This is a genomic window from Blautia sp. DFI.3.45, assembly GCF_020593505.1.
GTDB classification, from domain to species: domain Bacteria; phylum Bacillota; class Clostridia; order Lachnospirales; family Lachnospiraceae; genus Blautia_A; species Blautia_A wexlerae.
The window spans coordinates 1-18929 of the sequence record NZ_JAJDMI010000045.1 but is presented as its reverse complement, the minus strand read 5'-3'; the positions used below and the strand labels follow the sequence as shown (position 1 = coordinate 18929).

Genomic DNA, 18929 nt, shown 5'->3' with positions numbered 1-18929 from the left:
CAGCAGCGATTTATGTACTCATATGTTGCAAAATGACAGAAAAGAGGAGTTTTTGCGCATGACAATTCGGAAAATGTATGATATGATGAACTTATAAATATCAATTTGTAACTGTAAAAATATTATATTGTAAAAAAACACACATAATTACCCACAAAATAAGAAATTTAGACGCAAGATTGTTCGAGAAATCAACTTGTCGGCACACTAACAGGAAATATGGGTAGAAAATATCTGTAAGAAATATGTATAAAATAATATGTAATCAGGAAGGAGATATAAATTATGGGATTGATCAAAGCAGCAGCCGGTGCATTTGGCGGAACAATGGCAGATCAGTGGAAGGAGTTTTTTTACTGCGATGCAATAGATAAAGATGTTCTGGTTGTAAAGGGTGAGAAGAGAGTAGGCGGACGTTCTTCCAACAAAAAAGGCAGCGATAATATTATTTCAAGCGGTTCCGGAATTGCTGTTGCAGATGGTCAGTGTATGATCATCGTAGAACAGGGAAAGGTTGTGGAGGTTTGTGCAGAACCCGGACAGTTTACCTATGATGCATCCACAGAACCAAGTATTTTTGCCGGAAGTCTGGGAGAGGGGATCCACAGGACTTTTGATACAGTAAAGAAGCGTTTTACATTTGGCGGCGATACAGGCAAAGACCAGAGGGTTTATTATTTTAATACAAAAGAACTGGTAGATAATAAATTCGGAACAGCAAATCCAATCCCATTCCGGGTAGTTGACAGAAATATCGGTCTTGACATAGATGTATCTGTGCGCTGTAATGGAGTATATTCTTATAAGATTGTCGATCCGCTCCTGTTTTATACAAATGTGTGCGGAAATGTTGAACAGCAGTATGACAGAGAAGAAATTGAAGTTCAGTTAAAGACAGAATTTGTAAGTGCTCTTCAGCCTGCATTTGCAAAAATCTCAGAACTTCAGATCCGTCCAAGTGCCATTCCGGGACATGTTCTGGAATTATGCGATGCCATGAATGAAGCCCTTACGAAAAAATGGCAGCAGACCAGAGGTCTTGCGGTTGTTTCCATTGCCATGAATCCTGTGACTCTTCCGGAAGAGGATGCACAGCTTATCAAAGATGCACAGAAGAATGCCATTCTCAGAGATCCGACTATGGCAGCAGCGACACTTGCCGGTGCTCAGGCAGATGCAATGAAATCAGCAGCCTCCAACACTGCAGGTGCCATGACCGGATTTATGGGAATGGGCATGGCAGGCCAGGCAGGTGGAGCGAATATGCAGAATCTCTATCAGATGGGGGCACAGCAGCAGGCAGCACAGCAACAGGCAGCACAGAATATGCAGCCGGCATCCGGGGCAGGAACATGGAAATGTGAATGTGGTGCAGAGAATACAGGAAAATTCTGCTCTGAATGTGGTAAACCGAAACCGCAGCGGGAAGAGTGGATATGCAGCTGCGGCGCAGTAAATACCGGTAAATTCTGTTCTGAATGCGGAAGCCCAAGACCGACCGGAAAGTGGACATGCAGCTGTGGTGCGGTAAATACAGGAAAGTTCTGTGCAGAATGTGGAAAGCCAAGACAGTAAAATACAGCAGGGGGAGAAATGTCTATGTCTGATCTGAGAGAATATAAATGCCCTGCCTGTGGCGGTGCAATAGAATTTGACAGTAAGTCCCAGAAAATGAAGTGTCCATACTGTGATACAGAATTTGAACTTGAGACATTAAAAGAACTGGATGCGCAGATGGAGCGTGAAGCCGGACAGCAGGATGATCTGTCAGGATGGCAGACAGATGCCGGTGGAGAATGGCAGGAAGGTGAGACAGATGGAATGAATGTCTATACCTGTCAGTCCTGTGGTGGTGAGATTATCGCAGATGAGAATACAGGAGCATCAAATTGTCCGTATTGTGGAAATCCCGTAATTATGACAGAGAAGTTTAAAGGTGCATTAAGGCCGGATCTGGTGATTCCGTTCAAATTGGATAAGAAAGCGGCAAAAGAAGCATATTACAGGCATATTAAGGGAAGAACATTTTTGCCAAAAGCATTTCGCAGGGAAAATCATATTGATGAGATTAAGGGGCTGTATGTTCCGTTCTGGCTTTTTGACGGGGATGTTGATGCTGATGTGCGTTATAAGGCGACAAAGGTAAGAATGTGGAGTGACCATGATTATGATTATACGGAGACCAGCTACTATTCTGTGGAGCGAAGCGGAGAGATGACATTCGTTTCTGTACCTGTAGATGGATCAGAAAAGATGGCAGATGATTTGATGGAATCCATTGAACCATTTAAAATTTCAGAGTCTGTGGATTTTCAGACCGCATATCTTTCCGGATATCTGGCAGATAAGTATGATGTCAGTGAAAAAGAGAGCATCAACAGGGCACATGACCGTATGAAAAAGAGCGCAGAGGAAGTACTGGCAGATACAGTGAAGGGTTATGCTTCTGTTGTTCCCGAAAATACAAACGTAAATATTTCAGGCGGAAAAGCACAGTATGCACTGTATCCGGTATGGATTCTGAATACAACATGGAAAGATAAGAAATATATATTTGCAATGAACGGACAAACCGGAAAAATGACAGGAGACCTTCCGATTGACAGGGGAATTTATTTGAAATGGCTTGCCGGACTGACCGCTGTATTTACGGTTGTTTTGTGCCTTGCTGGACTGCTGATTTTTTAAGGGAGGACGAAAGATATGCTGAAGAAAAAGATCATACCTGTATTTCTGGCTTCTGTCCTTACTGTATCAGGTACAACAGGATTTGTGACGGAAGCATTTTCAGAAAATGTTTATGCGGCAGAAGAAGTGCATACAGAAAGGCTGGCAGATTTTGCAGATCTGTTAGATGATGGGCAGGAAGAAGAACTGGAGGCGAAACTGGATCAGGTCAGCGAGGACTACGGCTGTGATGTTGTGGTTGTCACAGAGGAGACTCTGGATGGTGCAGTTCCGCAGGATTATGCAGATGATTTCTTTGATTATAATGACTATGGCATGGGAGAGGACAAGAGTGGTATATTGTTTTTGATAACCATGTCAGAACGTAAGTGGTGTATCTCCACACATGGAGAGGCTATTCAGATTTTTACTGATGCAGGACAGGAATATATGACGGATAATTTTGGGTCATATTTATCCGATGGTGAGTATTATGAGGGCTTTATGAAGTTTGCTGATCTGTGCGAAGAATTTATCATTCAGGCACAGAGCGGAGAACCGTACGATGTAGAAAATTTGCCGGAGGAAACCATCCCTTTTTATATGATATTTCTCATTTCGCTTGTGATCGGATTTGTGATCGCGCTGATCGTAACCGGAGTAATGAGAAGCCGGATGAAGACTGTACATATGAAGCCGGATGCAGCAGATTATATGAAAGACGGAAGTCTTCATATTAACAGAAGCCGGGATATATTTCTGTATCATCAGGTCACACGTACGGCGAAGCCGAAGGAAGAGAGTTCCGGTGGCGGTGGAAGCAGTACCCATACAAGTTCTTCGGGTGAGACGCATGGGGGTTCCAGTGGATCATTTTAACTGACTGGCATGACATATAAAAATTCTGATCTTTTATATTATTTTATGGGATAACCATAAAATGACAGGAAAGATTGGGATTTTATTTTGCGCAAAATTACGGATACCGGTTGCAAGACATCAGAGAATATGATACAGTACAAGGTGGTTTGTTTTGTGTAGAGACAGTTGTCCGGCAAAAAGAAAATAAACTGCGAAGCGGATTGCAAATATCCGCCTGACGATAACAGATTTCTGCACAAAAGAATTATAAAATGAAATAAAAAACAGAAATAATGGAGAGGACATGAAAAAATACGTTGATAATTTTATGCAATACCGGTTTCTTTTGTCAGAACTGGTAAAAAAAGGGATTAAGCTGAAATACAGACGTTCTTATCTGGGAATGATATGGTCTATGTTGGAGCCGTTGCTTACCATGATCGTGCTTACAATTGTATTTGGTACTTTGTATGGAAATACAGACAGGACCTTTCCTGTATATATCCTGACCGGACGACTGCTGTACAGTTTCTTTTCACAGTCCACCAAGGCCGCTTTGAAATCTATACGTCAGAACTCGGCAATGATCAAAAAGGTATATGTACCCAAATATTTGTATCCGCTGTCCAGTGTGCTTTTTAACTATGTGATCTTTCTGATCTCACTGATCGTACTGGCAATGGTGAGTGTGATACTTGGTGTAAAGCCTACGTTCTATCTGCTTCAGGCACCAATCGCACTGATACTGATTCTTATTATGTCATATGGATGCGGAATGATCCTGGCAACAATAGGTGTATTTTTCAGAGATATGGAATATCTCTGGTCTGTAGCACTTATGCTGGTTATGTATACATGTGCGATTTTCTATTATCCTGAAAAGCTTTTGAAGAGTGGATGGGCATGGATACTGAAATATAACCCATTGTATTGTGTGATTGATATTTTCAGATGTTCAGTATTTGGAAAAGCGATGAATATTCATTATTTTGCATATGCACTTATCTTTTCCGTTGTGGCAATGGTGATTGGATTATTCTGCTTCAAGAAGAAACAGGATGATTTTATTCTTTACATCTGAGAACTGAGACAGAAAGCTGCAGGGCAGCGGAACGAATTATTTTTGAAAAATAAGGAGAAAAAATGAGCAAACAACCAGCGATTATTGTTGATAATGTGAGTATGAAATTTAATCTCAGCAAAGAGAAAGTAGACAGTCTGAAAGATTATATTATCAAGTCAATTAAAAAAGAGATTAAATATAATGAATTCTGGGCTTTGCAGAATGTGAGCTTTACAGTGGAAAAAGGAGACAGGGTAGGAATCCTCGGACTGAATGGTGCAGGAAAGAGTACTCTTCTTAAGGTTATCGCAGGCGTTTTCAAACCAACAGAAGGTTCAGTTACAAAACATGGGAAGATGGTTCCGCTTCTGGAACTGGGTGCAGGATTTGATCAACAGTATACAGGAAAGGAAAATATTTATCTTTACGGAGCAATGCTTGGATATTCCAAAGAATTTATTGATGAGAAGTATGATGAGATCGTGAAATTTTCCGAACTGAAGGATTTTATTGATGTGCCGATCAAGAACTATTCATCAGGTATGAAATCCAGACTTGGATTTTCGATTGCTACAGTGGTTTCTCCCAAAATTCTGATATTGGACGAGGTATTATCTGTAGGTGATGCGAAATTCCGTAAGAAGAGTGAGAAGAAAGTACTCAGCATGTTTGATTCGGGTGTAACAGTGTTGTTTGTCTCTCATTCTCTGGCACAGGTTCAGAGAATCTGTAATAAGGCGATGATCCTTGAAAAAGGAAAACTGATCGCTTACGGAGATATTGATACGATTTCTGAACAGTATGAGAAAATGACTAACTGACAGGGACAGACAGAGATATCTGTCTGACAGAGAAAAAATTTAAGAAGTCAGAAATATCCGGAGGAGTATATGACAAACGGATTAAAAAAAGAAGATTCAGCAGCTTTAAAAGGTCTTGCAGTGTTACTGCTGATCTTTCACCACTGCTACCGTCTTGCAGACAGAATCGAAAGATATCAGGTGGATCTGTGCGGGCTGACAACAGAACAGCTTGTTGCTATTGCGGAATGCTGTAAGATCTGCGTGGCAATATTTGCATTTGTATCCGGTTACGGGCTGATGTATGGATATTCGGCTAAAATGAAAAATAAAGAAAAGTATGCAGTATCAGAATGGATATCCGGACATCTTCTTTCCACTATGTCCGGATTCTGGTTTACTGCAGCTGTATCCTATCTTATTTACTTTGGACTTGGACTTAAGGATCCGAGCAAGTGGGGAGAAACCTTTTATGAAAGAGGATTCGCCGTATTTGCAGATATACTGGGAATTTCCAAACTTTTGGAGACTGAAAGTCTTAACGGGGCATGGTGGTATATGAGTGCTGCGTTTGTATTTATTATATTGCTTCCTCTGTTAGATGGGACGATTGAGAAATTTGGAGGCATATTCTGTATTGCAGTTATCTTTTTGCTTCCGAGAATTTTAGGTATTGGATTTCAGGGAGGCTCAAAGCCATATTCATTTCTTTTGATATTTGTGGCAGGAACGTTATGCTGTAAATATAATTTCTTTCAAAAATTGCATGAATACAGGCGGAAAAAATTAAAATTCATCTGTTTGTCTGCTTTACTGTGTGCCGGCCTTTTCCTGTACCATAAAATCGACCTGAAAATTTTCTGGGAATTTCGGTATGCACTTGTTCCATTCCTGCTGATTCTCTTTTGCGTTGAATATTTGTTCAGGATTACACCTGTATCCTTGTTCCTTCAGTATCTGGGCAAGCATTCCATGAACATCTGGCTGGTACATACATTTGTGAGAGATTCTCTGGGAAAATATGTATTTGCATTAAAAAAATTCTGGCTGATTCCTGTTGCAGTTCTTGTGATTTCGCTGGGAATCAGTTACTGCCTGGATTTTCTTAAGAAGATTACAGGATATCAGAAACTGATACGGCTGTTAAAGAAAAAGGTGACGGAACATTATGCGGTACGGGAATGATTTTTCGAGAGGATCGCAATAGGATTCAGAGTGGACAATAGTGACGGATGGGAGAGCGTATCATGAAAATACTGCAGATTGGAATGGGAAATGTTGCCGGAGGTCTGGAAGCATTTGTGATGAATTACTATAGAGTTCTGGTGCATATGGATATACAGTTTGATTTTGTGTGTATGTATGATAAAATTGCATATGAAGAGGAAATCAGGAAACTGGGTGGAAGGATTTACTATATTCCAAATGTAAAAAAGAACTATCAGGGCTATATAAAAGAACTGAAAAAAATATTAAAAGAAACAAAATATGATGCAGTACATGTAAATATGCTTTCAGCTGCAAATATTGTTCCGTTACGTGTGGCTCATACAATGAAAGTGCCAAAGATAATTGCGCACAGCCACAGCTCTTCCTGTCCCGGACTGATCAGAAAAATCATGGACAACTGGAACAGACCAAAGATTGCAAAATATGCTACTGACAGGATTGCATGCGGAGAAATGGCGGGCAGGTGGCTGTTTGGAGATAAAGCTTTCCAAAGCGGTCAGGTTACGTTGATCAATAATGCCATTCAGGCAGAGAAGTTCAGTTTTTCAGAGAAAGACAGAGATTCACTCAGAAAGGAACTGGGATGGGAAAATAAAACAGTGATCGGTCATGTAGGAAGATTTGATATTCCGAAGAATCATGACAGAATGCTTGATATTTTCCAACAGATCGTTTCCGAAAAAAAAGATGTGATGCTGTGTCTGGTAGGTCCAAAGGAAGGTCTGTACAAAGAGATAAAAGAGAAAACAGTGCAGAAAGGACTGGAAGATAAGGTATATTTTGCCGGTAAACAGGAGAATATCCGCAGGTATTTATCTGCTATGGATGTTTTTCTGTTTCCGTCTGTTTTTGAGGGTGTGCCATTTGCGCTTATTGAAGCCCAGGCAAATGGACTTGCCTGCGTAATGTCAGAGGCGGTGTCTGAGGAGGCAGTTGTTTTTCCTGAGAGAGTCAGACGGCTGTCACTTGACAGAGATAATATACAGTGGGCGGCAACAGTGATGGCAATGAGTTCTATGAACAGAGAAGCGGCTGATCTGATAAAGAAGCGGCTGTCAGATGCGCATTTTAACATTGAGACAGAGGCAAAACGTTTGAAAGATTTATATTATCATACGAGGTAAATTACAGATGGACAAGATTGATTTTGTATTGCCATGGGTGGATGGATCAGACTCAGCCTGGATAAAGCAGAGAAATGAGTATCTGGGAATTAAAAATGACCAGACACAGGACAGTAGATTTCGGGACTGGGAAAATCTGCAGTACTGGTTCAGAGGTGTTGAAAAATTTGCTCCATGGGTGAATCATATATATTTTGTGACATGGGGGCATATCCCTTCCTGGCTGAATACAGATCATCCGAAGCTGACAGTTGTAAAACACGAGGATTATATTCCGAAGCAGTATCTGCCCACATTCAGCAGTCATCCCATTGAATTGAATATGCATCGGATCCGAGGTTTATCCGAACAGTTTGTATATTTTAATGATGATACCTTCATCATAAATAAAATGGAACCGGAAGACTTTTTCAGAAATGGTCTTCCAAGAGACTATTGTATAGAAACAGCGTTGGTACAGGATGATATCAATAATCCGTTTGCCTGCATTCTTATGAACAATGCGGCACTTGTAAATATGCATTATTCAAAGAGAGAAGTGATTGGCAGAAACTGGAAAAAATGGTTTCATCCTGCATATGGAAAAATGGTATTCAGAAATATGCTGATGCTTCCGTACAGGGAGTTTTCCAGTTTTAAATATTCTCATATCTCAAGCTCTTTTTTGAAAAGTACCTTTGAAGAAGTGTGGAGGGAAGAAGGCGAAGTGCTGGACAGAGTATGCAGGACACGATTCCGTTCTCCGGGGGATGTAAATCAGTATGTGATGAAATACTGGCAGTATATGGAGGGAAAATATGAACCTCAATCACCGAAAATCGGGAAATTTTTTACCATAGGTCTTCACGACCGGCAGATACATGATGTACTCAGAAATCAGAAGTGTAAAATATTGTGTATAAATGATACGGAAAATATAGGAGATTTCAGACAACAGAAAAGAAATATCAAAGATTCTTTTGAGAGTATCCTTCCCGAAAAGTCTGCATTTGAATTATCTTACAAAGATTCCGGAGGCATGTATGACAAAAAGTGCGATTAAAAAATATACGGAAAGGCTGGGCTTTTTCGGAATGATCCTGCACTATATCGGTCGTTTTATGACAAAAACAGAGCAGCAGGTCATTGGAAAGCTGACTGTGCGTTTTGGAAAAGTAAAGAAAAACCGGCTTGTGTTTAAAAATCGGGAAATGATGGACTGCACAGATAATCCGGAAGCTTTTTATGAATATCTTATAAGTTCCGGGTATAATAAAAAATATGAGATCATCTGGCTGGTCTCTGAAAAAAGAAAATTCAGAAATCAGAATACCGGAAATGTAAAATTTGTAACTGCTGAAAATAAATATGGATGGAGCAGTCCGCTGGCATATTATTATGGTGCTACAGCCGGATTTTTCTTTTATTCTCATAACAGTGCAGGACTGAACAGGTATCGGTGTAAAGGACAGACAGTTGTAAATCTGTGGCATGGGTGCGGTTATAAAGATGCAGAGCAGGGAAAGAAAAAACAGAATATAAAGCCTGATTTTGACTATGCACTTGTTCCCGGACCGGTATTTGTGAAAACGAAATCCGGACTATGGAACTGCGAACCGGACAGGCTGTTAATGATGGGATATCCCAGATATGACTGGATGCTGCATCCGTCAATGAGTAAGGATGAAATTCTGGACAGTCTGTTCGGATGGAAAGGGAAAAAAGCTGTTCTGTGGATGCCGACTTTCAGAAAAAGTGATCTGGGAGGGTGTGCGGAAAATGAAATTGAGCTTCCCTGTCAGCTTCCGGCAATACAGAATATGAACGAGCTGAAAGAACTGGACAGTTATCTAAGGGAGCAGGAGATTATTCTGATCATAAAGAAGCATCCGCTTCAGACGGAATGGGATGAGAATGAACAGGAGTTTACCAATATACGTTATGTTGCGGAAGCCCTGTTGGAGAAAAAACAGATAAAACTTTATGAACTGATAGGGATCAGCGACGGTCTGCTCTCTGATTACTCGTCAGTGGCAGTAGATTATCTGCTGTTGGACAGACCGCTTGGATATGTGCTTGCGGATTACAATATATATAAAGAAAAAAGGGGATTTGTATTTGAAGATCCGCTGGAATATATGCCGGGTGAGAAAATCTATAATGCCTGTGATATCAGAAAATTTATGAAACATCTGACTGATGGAACAGACAGTTACCGGCAGGAGAGAGCAAAGAATCTGAAACAGATGCACAATAAAACAGAAAACTATTGCAAAAGGCTTGCAGATTATTTACAATTGTAGCTGTTATATGAATGCGAAGAGAACAGTTATCTATTAATGCAATAAAACAGGGAGAATGTAATGGAGAAAAAAATAGGATATACACAGGGAACCTTTGATATGTTTCATATAGGACATCTGAACCTGATCAGAAATGCAAAAAAACATTGCGATTATCTGATTGTCGGTGTGAATGCGGATGATCTGGTAGAGTCATATAAAAACAAAAGACCGATCGTTCCGCTGGAAGAAAGGGCAGAGATTGTACGGGCCATCAGATATGTTGATGAAGTGATCGTGACGACAACCCTGGACAAAAAGCAGGTATGGGAAAAAGTCCACTTTAATGAAATCTATATCGGAGATGACTGGAAGGGCAATGCACGTTGGGAAAAGACCGGAAAAGAAATGGAAGAGCTGGGCGCTAAGCTGGTATTTCTGCCATATACCAAAGATACATCCTCAACGATGCTTCGTGAGAAATTAAAAGAATTCTAGGGAGCCAGATATGAAAAAAAGAATAAAAAAGAAAATAAAAAAACTGAAAAAATCCATTAACAAGATTAACAAGGTCAGAGTTCAAAAGGGAAGAAAAGCTATGTTGCAGGAGACATGGGCAACTGTGACCTATGGATTATATGATAATCGCAAGATCAGACGCCTTAAGAAATTCCCCCCTGCACTTGTAGAGAATAGAATGCTCTTTGAAACAAATGATGATTTTACGGATAATGGTCGTGCTTTGTTTGACTATCTTATTGAGAAAGGATACAACAAAAAGTATGAGATTGTATGGCTGGTCCATGAACCATCTAAATATAAAGAATATCAGTTTGAAAATGTGAAATTTGTGCAGAACTTTAAGAAAGGTTCCACGATCCGAAGAGCAGAAGCATATAAATATGCACTGACATCAAAATATATTTTTTACACCCAGGCTTTTAACTGGATTGGTATGTCGAGAAGAAATCAGCTCTTTATCGATCTCTGGCATGGCTGTGGTTACAAGGCAAATAAGAACGGGCGTAAGGTTTTCTTTGATTATTGTCTGGTACCAGGGGACATTTTTATTAAGACCAAAATGGAATTTTTTGGATGTACTTCCAAAAAACTGCTCTCGTTTGGATATCCCCGTTATGATATGATGCTTAAGGGCAGTGAACGTGCAGATGAATATAAAAAGAAACTTCTGAAGGAAACAGACAGCGAGAAACTGATCCTGTGGATGCCAACCTACAGACATGCTTCCAGTGAGCGTCTGAACGAGGAAACCTTAAATAATGAATTCAATATTCCTATCATTGATGATGCAGATAAGCTTCTGGAACTGAATAAGTTCTGTAAGGAGAATCATATTCTTATTGTTATCAAGAAGCATTACCTTCAGGTACCTTATGATTTTGGTGAGAATGTCCTTACCAATATTGTTTATCTGGAGAACAGAGATCTTGCGGATAACGGACTGCAGCTTTATGAGTTTATCAACTGTTCGGATGCGCTGGTTTCTGACTATTCTTCTGTTGCAATCGATTATCTGCTGTTAGACAGACCGCTTGGATTCACACTGGATGATTATGAGGCTTATACGGAATCCAGAGGATGGGTGTTTGATGATCCGTTGGAATATATGCCTGGCGAACATATGTATAATATGCAGGATTTTGAGAATTTCATCTTGGATATTAAAAACGGAAAAGATAATTATAAAGAACAGCGTGCCAGTGTAAGAGCAAAAACACATAATGTGTGTGACAATTACTGCCAGCGTGTGTTGGATTATTTTAACATTACAATGTAATGATATTATAGCAATTCCATAAATTACTGCAAACAATCCAGTCCATCATAGTGTGAAGTCCTGCGTCAGATATCTTTGCCGTGCGTCAGCACGCCTGCAGATATCTTCCTTGTCCTTCACACTCTGCTGAACTGTCTTGATTGCATTATTTTATGGAATTGCTATAGGATACAGATATCAGAAAGTCATAACAGGAGAAAAAGATAAATGAAAATATGTATTTGGTGCACCAAGATATTTGATCTTGGCGGAACTAAGCGAGTTGTCACACTTCTTGCGAATGAACTTGTAAAAGAGCATGATGTGACGATCATGGTATACCAGGACAGATTTAAAGAAGACCGGAATATGTATCATATGAGTGAGGATATCAAGGTTGACTTTATTGATAATAATGAGTTTGTCAATCGACATCATACACCGGCTTTCTGCTGGCGTTATCTTGTTCAGAAACTGAATGCCAAATATGGGATTTTTAATAAAGAAAAATATAATGATATTCTGGCAGATGCGATTTTCCCGAAAAAGACCAGAGAAAAATGGGTAAAATATTTAAATGAGCAGAATTATGATATTATTATCACAACTGCAAGTTTAAGCCTTCGTCTGGGTATGCTGGCGCCGGAGCTGAATGCAAAGACAATCGGATGGCAGCATAACTGTTATGCCGGATATCTTGATGTTCCTAATGTCGTATTCTGGAAACAGGAATGTCTGCTCCAGGAATATCTGCCGAAGCTGGACAGATACATTGTTCTCAGTGACTATGATAAGCGCGATTACAAAAAATTTCTGGATATTGATACAGAAGTTAAAATTAATCCCCGAAGCTTCGTGAGTGAGAGAAAATGCGACCCAAAATCCAAGCGTTTCCTTATGGCTACACGATTTGTATATGCCAAGGGTCTTGATCTGATGATGGAATCTTTTGAAGAGTTCTGTAAGCAGGATGATGAATGGCAGCTGGATATTATCGGAGCCGGTGATCTCTGGAATCAGATTGTGGCGGATGCAAAGAGACGTGGTATTGAGGACAGAGTTAATTTTGTCGGTTATACAAATGAGCCGGAGAAGTATTATCTGAATTCTTCTGTTTTCCTTCTTCCGTCCAGGTGGGAAGGATGGCCGATGGTTATCATGGAAGCCTTTGAATTTGGTCTTCCTGTCATCGCATTCCATACAGGAGCGATGGATCTGATCATCGATGATGGAAGAACAGGATACCTGCCGGAAGCTTTTGATACAAAGAAATTTACAGATGCGATGCTGAAGCTGGCACATGATGAAGAACTCCGCAGAGAGATGTCCAGAAATGCAATCTGGAAATCTGAGGACTTTGCCATTGAGAAGGCAGTTAAAGAGTGGAATCGTCTTTTTAATCGTGTAATGGGAATCAAGACCTTTTATATGAAAAATGAAGAACAGATTCTGGAGTGCAGGGAGAAATATCCGCTTAGAACTAGCTATGCCGAGTTTGTAAAGGAATACCAGATAAGAGATAATACAATTCTTTATGAAGCTTTTGGCGGACGTGGTATGATCTGTAATCCTTATGCTCTGTTTTTGTATCTTCTTGAAAAAGAAGAGTATCAGGATTATACCCATATCTGGGTGCTTGAGGACTTCGAGGATAACAGAAAACAAATTGAAAAATACGAAAAATATCCGAACGTGCGATTTGTAAAATATAAATCAAAGGAATACTGTAAAGAACTTGCGACAGTGAAATATCTGGTAAATAATGTAAGCTTTCCAAGCTATTTCCTTAAAAGAGAAGGTCAGGTACTGATCGATACCTGGCATGGAACTCCTCTGAAGAATATGGGATTTGATATTCCGGGAGCAAATATTTCTCAGGGAAATACAGCAAGAAATCTGCTCAGTGCAGATTATATAGTTTCCTCCGGACCTTATATGACAAAGACAGCATACAAAGATTCGTATAAAATGCAGAATCTGTATGAAGGCACAGTGCTGGAAGAGGGCTTCCCGCGTAATGATAAGCTTTTTGACAGTGACAGAGCAGAAGTGATACAGGAACTTAAGGATTGCGGAGTGGACGTAAAGGAAGATAAAAAGATTATTCTTTATGCACCGACATGGAGAGGCGAACAATACAGCCGTCCGGATACAGATTTGCAGGATGTCTATAAGCTGATCAATGTAATGGAGAACAGTATAGATACAAATGAATATCAGATCTTTGTCAAGCTTCATCAGATCGTATATCACTATATGAAAGAGAATGCCATGGAACCTGGTGATGCGCAGACAAAATTTATTCCTGCAACAATGGATACAAATGAGATTTTGTCAGTGACAGATGTACTGATTTCTGATTATTCCAGTATTTTTTATGATTTCATGCTGACAGGAAAACCGATTCTGTTTTATGTGCCGGATGCGGAGAATTTTGAAGATTACAGAGGTCTGTACTTCGGATTTGACAAACTTCCGGGACCGGCAGTGTCTACCCCTGAGAAGCTTGGTGAACTTCTGAAGGATCTTCCGGGAGTGGCTGCTTCCTGCAAAGAGAAGTATGAAAAAGCAAGAGAACAGATATGTCCGAGAGATGATGGAAAAGCATGCAAACGTATAGCAGAAGTCCTGCTTAATGGAAAAGAACCGGTAAATCCGATATATCTGAATCAGACAGATAAAGTAAAACTTCTGGTATATGCAGGAGATTTCAGTGATACACAGGAGACAGAGGCATTCTATGAATTTCTGAACAAAGTGGATTATGAGCATTTTGATGTGACGTTGATCGGGAATGGTGCAAAAGAAGAGGAGTCTTCTGAGAAACTGGATAGTCTGCCAAAAGAAATCAGGGTTTTATACTGGAAGCGTTCCTACCCGGCTACGGACGAAGAATATGTATGTCATAAAAAGTTTATGAAATCTAAGAAAACAGAAGTGCCGGAGATGCTTCTGGATTTTTACAGGCGTGAGCTTCGCAGGATGATCGGAATGTCAAAGTTCGACTATGCTCTGGTATTTACTGATATGAAGAAGTTCTTTCCTGCAATGTCAGGGGCTCTGGATGTGAAGCAGATATTTAATATAGAAAACTGGCAGAATTTGTTGAAGTGTTAAAGCTTCATTAAAGCTTCACAAACGGATCAGAACCTCATTGGAAAGAGGCGGAAAACGGTATATTTTAAAAGATATGTAAGGCAGTCTGGCAGGTATTGGGCCAGGCTGCTTTTCTGAATACGGATCTTGAATTATCATTTTATGGACGCAGATAATTACGCATGGATTTCAGTGCATTTTTTTCGAGACGACTGACCTGTGCCTGGGAGATGCCGATTTCCTGAGCTACTTCCATCTGCGTCTTTCCTTCGTAGAAGCGCAGTTCTATGATATGCTTTTCGCGGCTGTTCAGCCGCTGCATAGCTTCGCGGAGAGCAAGATTTTCAATCCAGCGTTCTTCTTTATTTTTTTTGTCGCTGATCTGATCCATGACATAAAGAGTATCACCGCCTTCTGTATAGACCGGTTCAAAGAGACTCACAGGATTTTGGATAGCATCAAGGGCATATACGATCATTTCTTTTTCGATACCAATTTCCTGTGCAATTTCGGTAACTGTAGGTTCTTTCAGGTGCTGCTTCATATAATTTTCGCGGGTATAGATTGCTTTGTATGCAATATCACGAAGAGAACGGCTGACGCGGATACTGTTGTTATCCCTGAGATATCGCCTGATTTCGCCTATGATCATTGGAACTGCATAAGTGGAAAATTTTACCTGTAAAGTGGTATCAAAGTTGTCAATGGCCTTGATCAGACCAATACATCCGATCTGAAAAAGGTCATCGGCATTTTCGCTGCTGTTCTGAAATCGTCGTATTACGCTGAGAACAAGACGTAGATTTCCTTTAATGTACAATTCACGTGCCTGTTCATCGCCGTTTTTGATCCGTCTGAACAGTTCCGCTTTTTCTTCTGCTGTAAGAACAGGAAGTTTCGACGTATTGACTCCGCAGATTTCAACTTTGTTCAGTGCCATCTTATTGAATCCTCCTTATTATCTCTGGATGTAAACCGACTATTCGCAGATATGAGCCAGGATCCTCCGAAATCATTTCAGGAAATAAAAAAAGGACAGTGGCTGCCGAATAGTTGTCATATACTTCAGTAAGAATGATTCTCATATAGCAGTGGATTTATACTTTGACCGGGAAAATATAAAAAATATAGGTCCTTGACAATTCTCTGCGGTGAAATATCAGCCTTTATGGAAACATTTTTCTTCGTCTATTTTCACAAGGATGATATCGTCCCCGATCTGGCTGATACATTCCCAGGGAATGATATATTCATTATCACGTCCGAACAGGCAGCAGAATCTTCCGGGGCCTGGAAGTATAAGGGCGGTGAGCTGACTGCTTTTGCAGTCAAATTCCGCATCAATGGGACATCCGAGACTGCGGCAGGTACAGATATTAATTACTTCTTTTTGCTTTAATTCACAGATTTTCATAAATCAGATACAGTCCTTCCGGTTAAAATCAGACTGTCGTGCCAATGCTTTCAGAATCTGATATGCGTTTGATAACAATTTATGTATTTTTGCAAAAATTTATGCAAGTCCTTTTATTGACACCTTAAATAGAAATACAGTATAATAAAACTATATATAACTGTTTGTATTTGTGTTACTGAGAATGGAGTGAACAGTAACGTATTTGTAGCCGTTTAACCGAATCAAGTATATAGTACATAAGCAGAAAACAGTAATACGAATTAAAGGGGGACGTCGTATGAAGTGTCCATTTTGTAATCAGGATAATACGAGAGTAGTTGATTCCAGACCGGTAGAAGATACCAATTCTATCCGTCGCCGTCGTTTGTGTGATGCCTGCGGAAGGAGATTTACCACATATGAAAAGGTGGAAAGTATTCCGCTTACTGTGATCAAAAAAGATCAGAACAGAGAACAGTATAATCGCAGTAAAATTCAGTCAGGAATTCTGAGAGCCTGCTATAAAAGACCAATATCCATAGATAAGATTGAAGAGATGATGGATGCCATAGAGGGAGAAATCTTTAATACCGAGGAGAAAGAGATTTCCAGCACCAGAATTGGTGAGATCGTTATGGAACATTTGAAAGATCTGGATGCAGTTGCTTATGTACGTTTTGCGTCTGTATACAGAGAATTTAAAGATGTCAGTACTTTTATGGACGAGCTGAAGAAGTTTATGAATTAAATAAGAGTTCTGTGTGAACAGTAATGTATGAATGCTCTGTGTGAAAGGATTTACGGGCAAATATAAAGAGCCGACGAGAATAATATCCCGCCGGCTCTTTATGTGTATTTTTATGGGGGTAATTAACTAAAATAAATTAAACAATACCCTGAGCGATCATAGCATCTACAACTTTCTCGAAGCCTGCGATATTAGCGCCTGCAACATAGTTGCCTTCCATATCATAACGCTTGGAAGCATCATCAACTTTATGGAAGATATCAACCATGATCTGATGAAGTTTTGTATCAACTTCTTCTGCTGTCCAGGAAAGTCTTGCAGAGTTCTGGCACATTTCAAGTGCGGAAGTAGCAACACCACCGGCATTAGCTGCTTTACCAGGCATAAATGTTACACCGTTTGCCATAAGGTAATCAGTTGCCTCGCGGGTAGTAGGCATATTTGCACCTTCTGCAACATATTTGCATCCGTTTGCAATAAGGATCTTAACAGCATCAAGGTCAAGTTCATTCTGAGTTGCGCATGGAAGATAGATATCACATTTGATGTTCCAGATACCTTTTCCTTCTGTATAAGTAGCGCCTTCTACGCGATCTGCGTATTCTTTGATACGTCCACGTTTTACTTCTTTGATATCTTTAACGATGTCAAGTTTGATTCCTTCCGGATCATAGATATATCCGTTGGAGTCGCACATAGCAACAACTTTACCGCCAAGTTCGGCAGCTTTTTCTACTGCGTAGATGGCAACATTACCGGAACCTGTTACGATGAGAGTTTTACCGGAGATTGTGTCGTTTTTAGCTTTAACCATTTCGTTCAGCATATATACAAGACCATATCCTGTAGCCTGTGTACGAATCAAAGATCCACCGTAGGAAAGACCTTTACCTGTGAGAACACCCTCGTATAATCCGCGGTTTCTCTTGTACTGTCCGTACAGATAACCAATCTCACGTCCGCCTACACCGATATCACCTGCAGGAACGTCCATGTCAGCACCGATATATTTAGAAAGTTCTGTCATAAAGCTCTGGCAGAATGCCATAACTTCTCTGTCAGATTTTCCTTTAGGATCAAAGTTTGAACCACCTTTACCGCCACCGATCGGAAGACCTGTAAGGGAGTTCTTGAAAATCTGTTCGAAACCTAAAAATTTAAGGATTCCCTGGTTTACTGACGGATGGAATCTTAAACCACCTTTGTATGGTCCGATCGCACTGTTGAACTGTACACGATAACCTTTGTTTACCTGTACAACACCTTTATCGTCTACCCACGGAACTCGGAAAGAGATGATTCTTTCAGGCTCAACAAGACGTTCCAGAATGGAAAGCTTGCGGTATTTCTCTTCATTTTTGTCGATTACGACTTTAAGGGAGTCTAAAACTTCCTTTACTGCCTGATGGAATTCAGGCTCATTTGGATTCTGTGCTACGACTCTTTCGTATACTTCTTCGGTATAAGACATTATGATTTCCTCCTCGTCCATCGTATAATTATTTTTTAAATCGACGTTATTATACACTAAAGTGTTACAAATGGAAAGAGCCAAATGAAAATTTTTTTATGAAAATTTTTTGAACAAAATTTGTACTTGCGAAATGCCGCCAAGTATGAGAAAATGTTAAAAATCATCCATACAATTTATAGCAATTTCTAAAAAATACAGTATATTTATAAAACTGCGTAAATTCGCACTGTACGTTTCGGTTCTTATATTGTCATGTATCCGTAAGAAACTGCAAATGGAAAGTCAAGCGGATATTCGCAATCCGCTTCGCTATTTGCTCATAACCGAATAACTGCTTCGCAGGACAGTAGTGCGTGAACAGTAAGTGGTAATCTGGTGTTACTGTTCACACACCACTGTCCCGCGAGGTGTTTTGGCATGAATATGCCAAAA

16 protein-coding genes are annotated in these 18929 nt (G+C 40.0%); 13 read left to right on the top strand and 3 right to left on the bottom strand.

Translation table 11 applies throughout. The features are described from left to right. Positions 1 to 285 precede the first annotated feature (285 nt). From LJE09_RS13715 to LJE09_RS13660, 12 genes are all read left to right on the top strand, one after another. Positions 286 to 1575, top strand: coding sequence for an SPFH domain-containing protein (locus LJE09_RS13715; protein ID WP_008703546.1), 1290 nt, complete (start codon positions 286 to 288; stop codon positions 1573 to 1575). Between the two features lie 24 nt (positions 1576 to 1599). Beyond that, positions 1600 to 2688: a hypothetical protein gene (locus tag LJE09_RS13710; protein ID WP_008703545.1), complete on the top strand. Its 1089-nt coding sequence runs from the start codon at positions 1600 to 1602 to the stop codon at positions 2686 to 2688. Positions 2689 to 2703: 15 nt separating this feature from the next. Beyond that, entirely contained in the window at positions 2704 to 3546 is an 843-nt protein-coding gene (locus tag LJE09_RS13705) for a TPM domain-containing protein (protein WP_055053623.1), read from the top strand. A gap of 286 nt (positions 3547 to 3832) precedes the next feature. Next, the gene (locus LJE09_RS13700; protein ID WP_008703542.1) at positions 3833 to 4609 is read left to right on the top strand and encodes an ABC transporter permease; all 777 of its coding nucleotides are present in this window, start codon (positions 3833 to 3835) and stop codon (positions 4607 to 4609) included. A gap of 62 nt (positions 4610 to 4671) precedes the next feature. After that, positions 4672 to 5412, top strand: coding sequence for an ABC transporter ATP-binding protein (locus LJE09_RS13695; RefSeq protein WP_008703540.1), 741 nt, complete (start codon positions 4672 to 4674; stop codon positions 5410 to 5412). Between the two features lie 69 nt (positions 5413 to 5481). Continuing rightward, entirely contained in the window at positions 5482 to 6576 is a 1095-nt protein-coding gene (locus tag LJE09_RS13690) for an acyltransferase family protein (RefSeq protein WP_055053625.1), read from the top strand. A 62-nt stretch (positions 6577 to 6638) separates the two neighbouring features. Beyond that, complete coding sequence (locus LJE09_RS13685; protein WP_173698100.1) at positions 6639 to 7745, top strand: glycosyltransferase family 1 protein; 1107 nt, start codon at positions 6639 to 6641, stop codon at positions 7743 to 7745. Positions 7746 to 7752: 7 nt separating this feature from the next. Further along, entirely contained in the window at positions 7753 to 8787 is a 1035-nt protein-coding gene (locus LJE09_RS13680; RefSeq protein WP_025577094.1) for a Stealth CR1 domain-containing protein, read from the top strand. Next, positions 8768 to 10027, top strand: coding sequence for a CDP-glycerol glycerophosphotransferase family protein (locus tag LJE09_RS13675; protein WP_026649218.1), 1260 nt, complete (start codon positions 8768 to 8770; stop codon positions 10025 to 10027). Before LJE09_RS13680 ends, LJE09_RS13675 begins: the two co-directional genes overlap by 20 nt. A 60-nt stretch (positions 10028 to 10087) precedes the next feature. Then, a complete protein-coding gene (locus LJE09_RS13670) occupies positions 10088 to 10504 on the top strand; it encodes an adenylyltransferase/cytidyltransferase family protein (protein WP_008703533.1) in 417 nt (138 codons plus the stop codon). A 10-nt stretch (positions 10505 to 10514) separates the two neighbouring features. Further along, positions 10515 to 11804 (top strand): CDP-glycerol glycerophosphotransferase family protein, encoded by a 1290-nt coding sequence (locus LJE09_RS13665; protein WP_022381306.1) that lies wholly within the window; start codon positions 10515 to 10517, stop codon positions 11802 to 11804. 207 nt (positions 11805 to 12011) lie between these two features. Further along, positions 12012 to 14900, top strand: a complete 2889-nt coding sequence (locus LJE09_RS13660; RefSeq protein WP_227311448.1) for a CDP-glycerol glycerophosphotransferase family protein — start codon at positions 12012 to 12014, stop codon at positions 14898 to 14900. Between the two features lie 139 nt (positions 14901 to 15039). Here the strand turns inward: LJE09_RS13660 and sigG are convergent, their stop codons facing one another. Both sigG and LJE09_RS13650 read right to left on the bottom strand, forming a co-directional pair. Further along, positions 15040 to 15819 (bottom strand): RNA polymerase sporulation sigma factor SigG, encoded by a 780-nt coding sequence (gene sigG / locus LJE09_RS13655; protein ID WP_008703529.1) that lies wholly within the window; start codon positions 15817 to 15819, stop codon positions 15040 to 15042. Between the two features lie 219 nt (positions 15820 to 16038). Continuing rightward, positions 16039 to 16293, bottom strand: a complete 255-nt coding sequence (locus LJE09_RS13650; protein WP_008703528.1) for a YlmC/YmxH family sporulation protein — start codon at positions 16291 to 16293, stop codon at positions 16039 to 16041. A 280-nt stretch (positions 16294 to 16573) separates the two neighbouring features. Between LJE09_RS13650 and nrdR the strand changes: the two genes are divergently transcribed. After that, positions 16574 to 17023, top strand: coding sequence for a transcriptional regulator NrdR (gene nrdR / locus LJE09_RS13645; RefSeq protein WP_008703527.1), 450 nt, complete (start codon positions 16574 to 16576; stop codon positions 17021 to 17023). 136 nt (positions 17024 to 17159) lie between these two features. Here the strand turns inward: nrdR and gdhA are convergent, their stop codons facing one another. Then, positions 17160 to 18494 (bottom strand): NADP-specific glutamate dehydrogenase, encoded by a 1335-nt coding sequence (gene gdhA, locus LJE09_RS13640; protein ID WP_008703526.1) that lies wholly within the window; start codon positions 18492 to 18494, stop codon positions 17160 to 17162. Positions 18495 to 18929 lie beyond the last annotated feature (435 nt).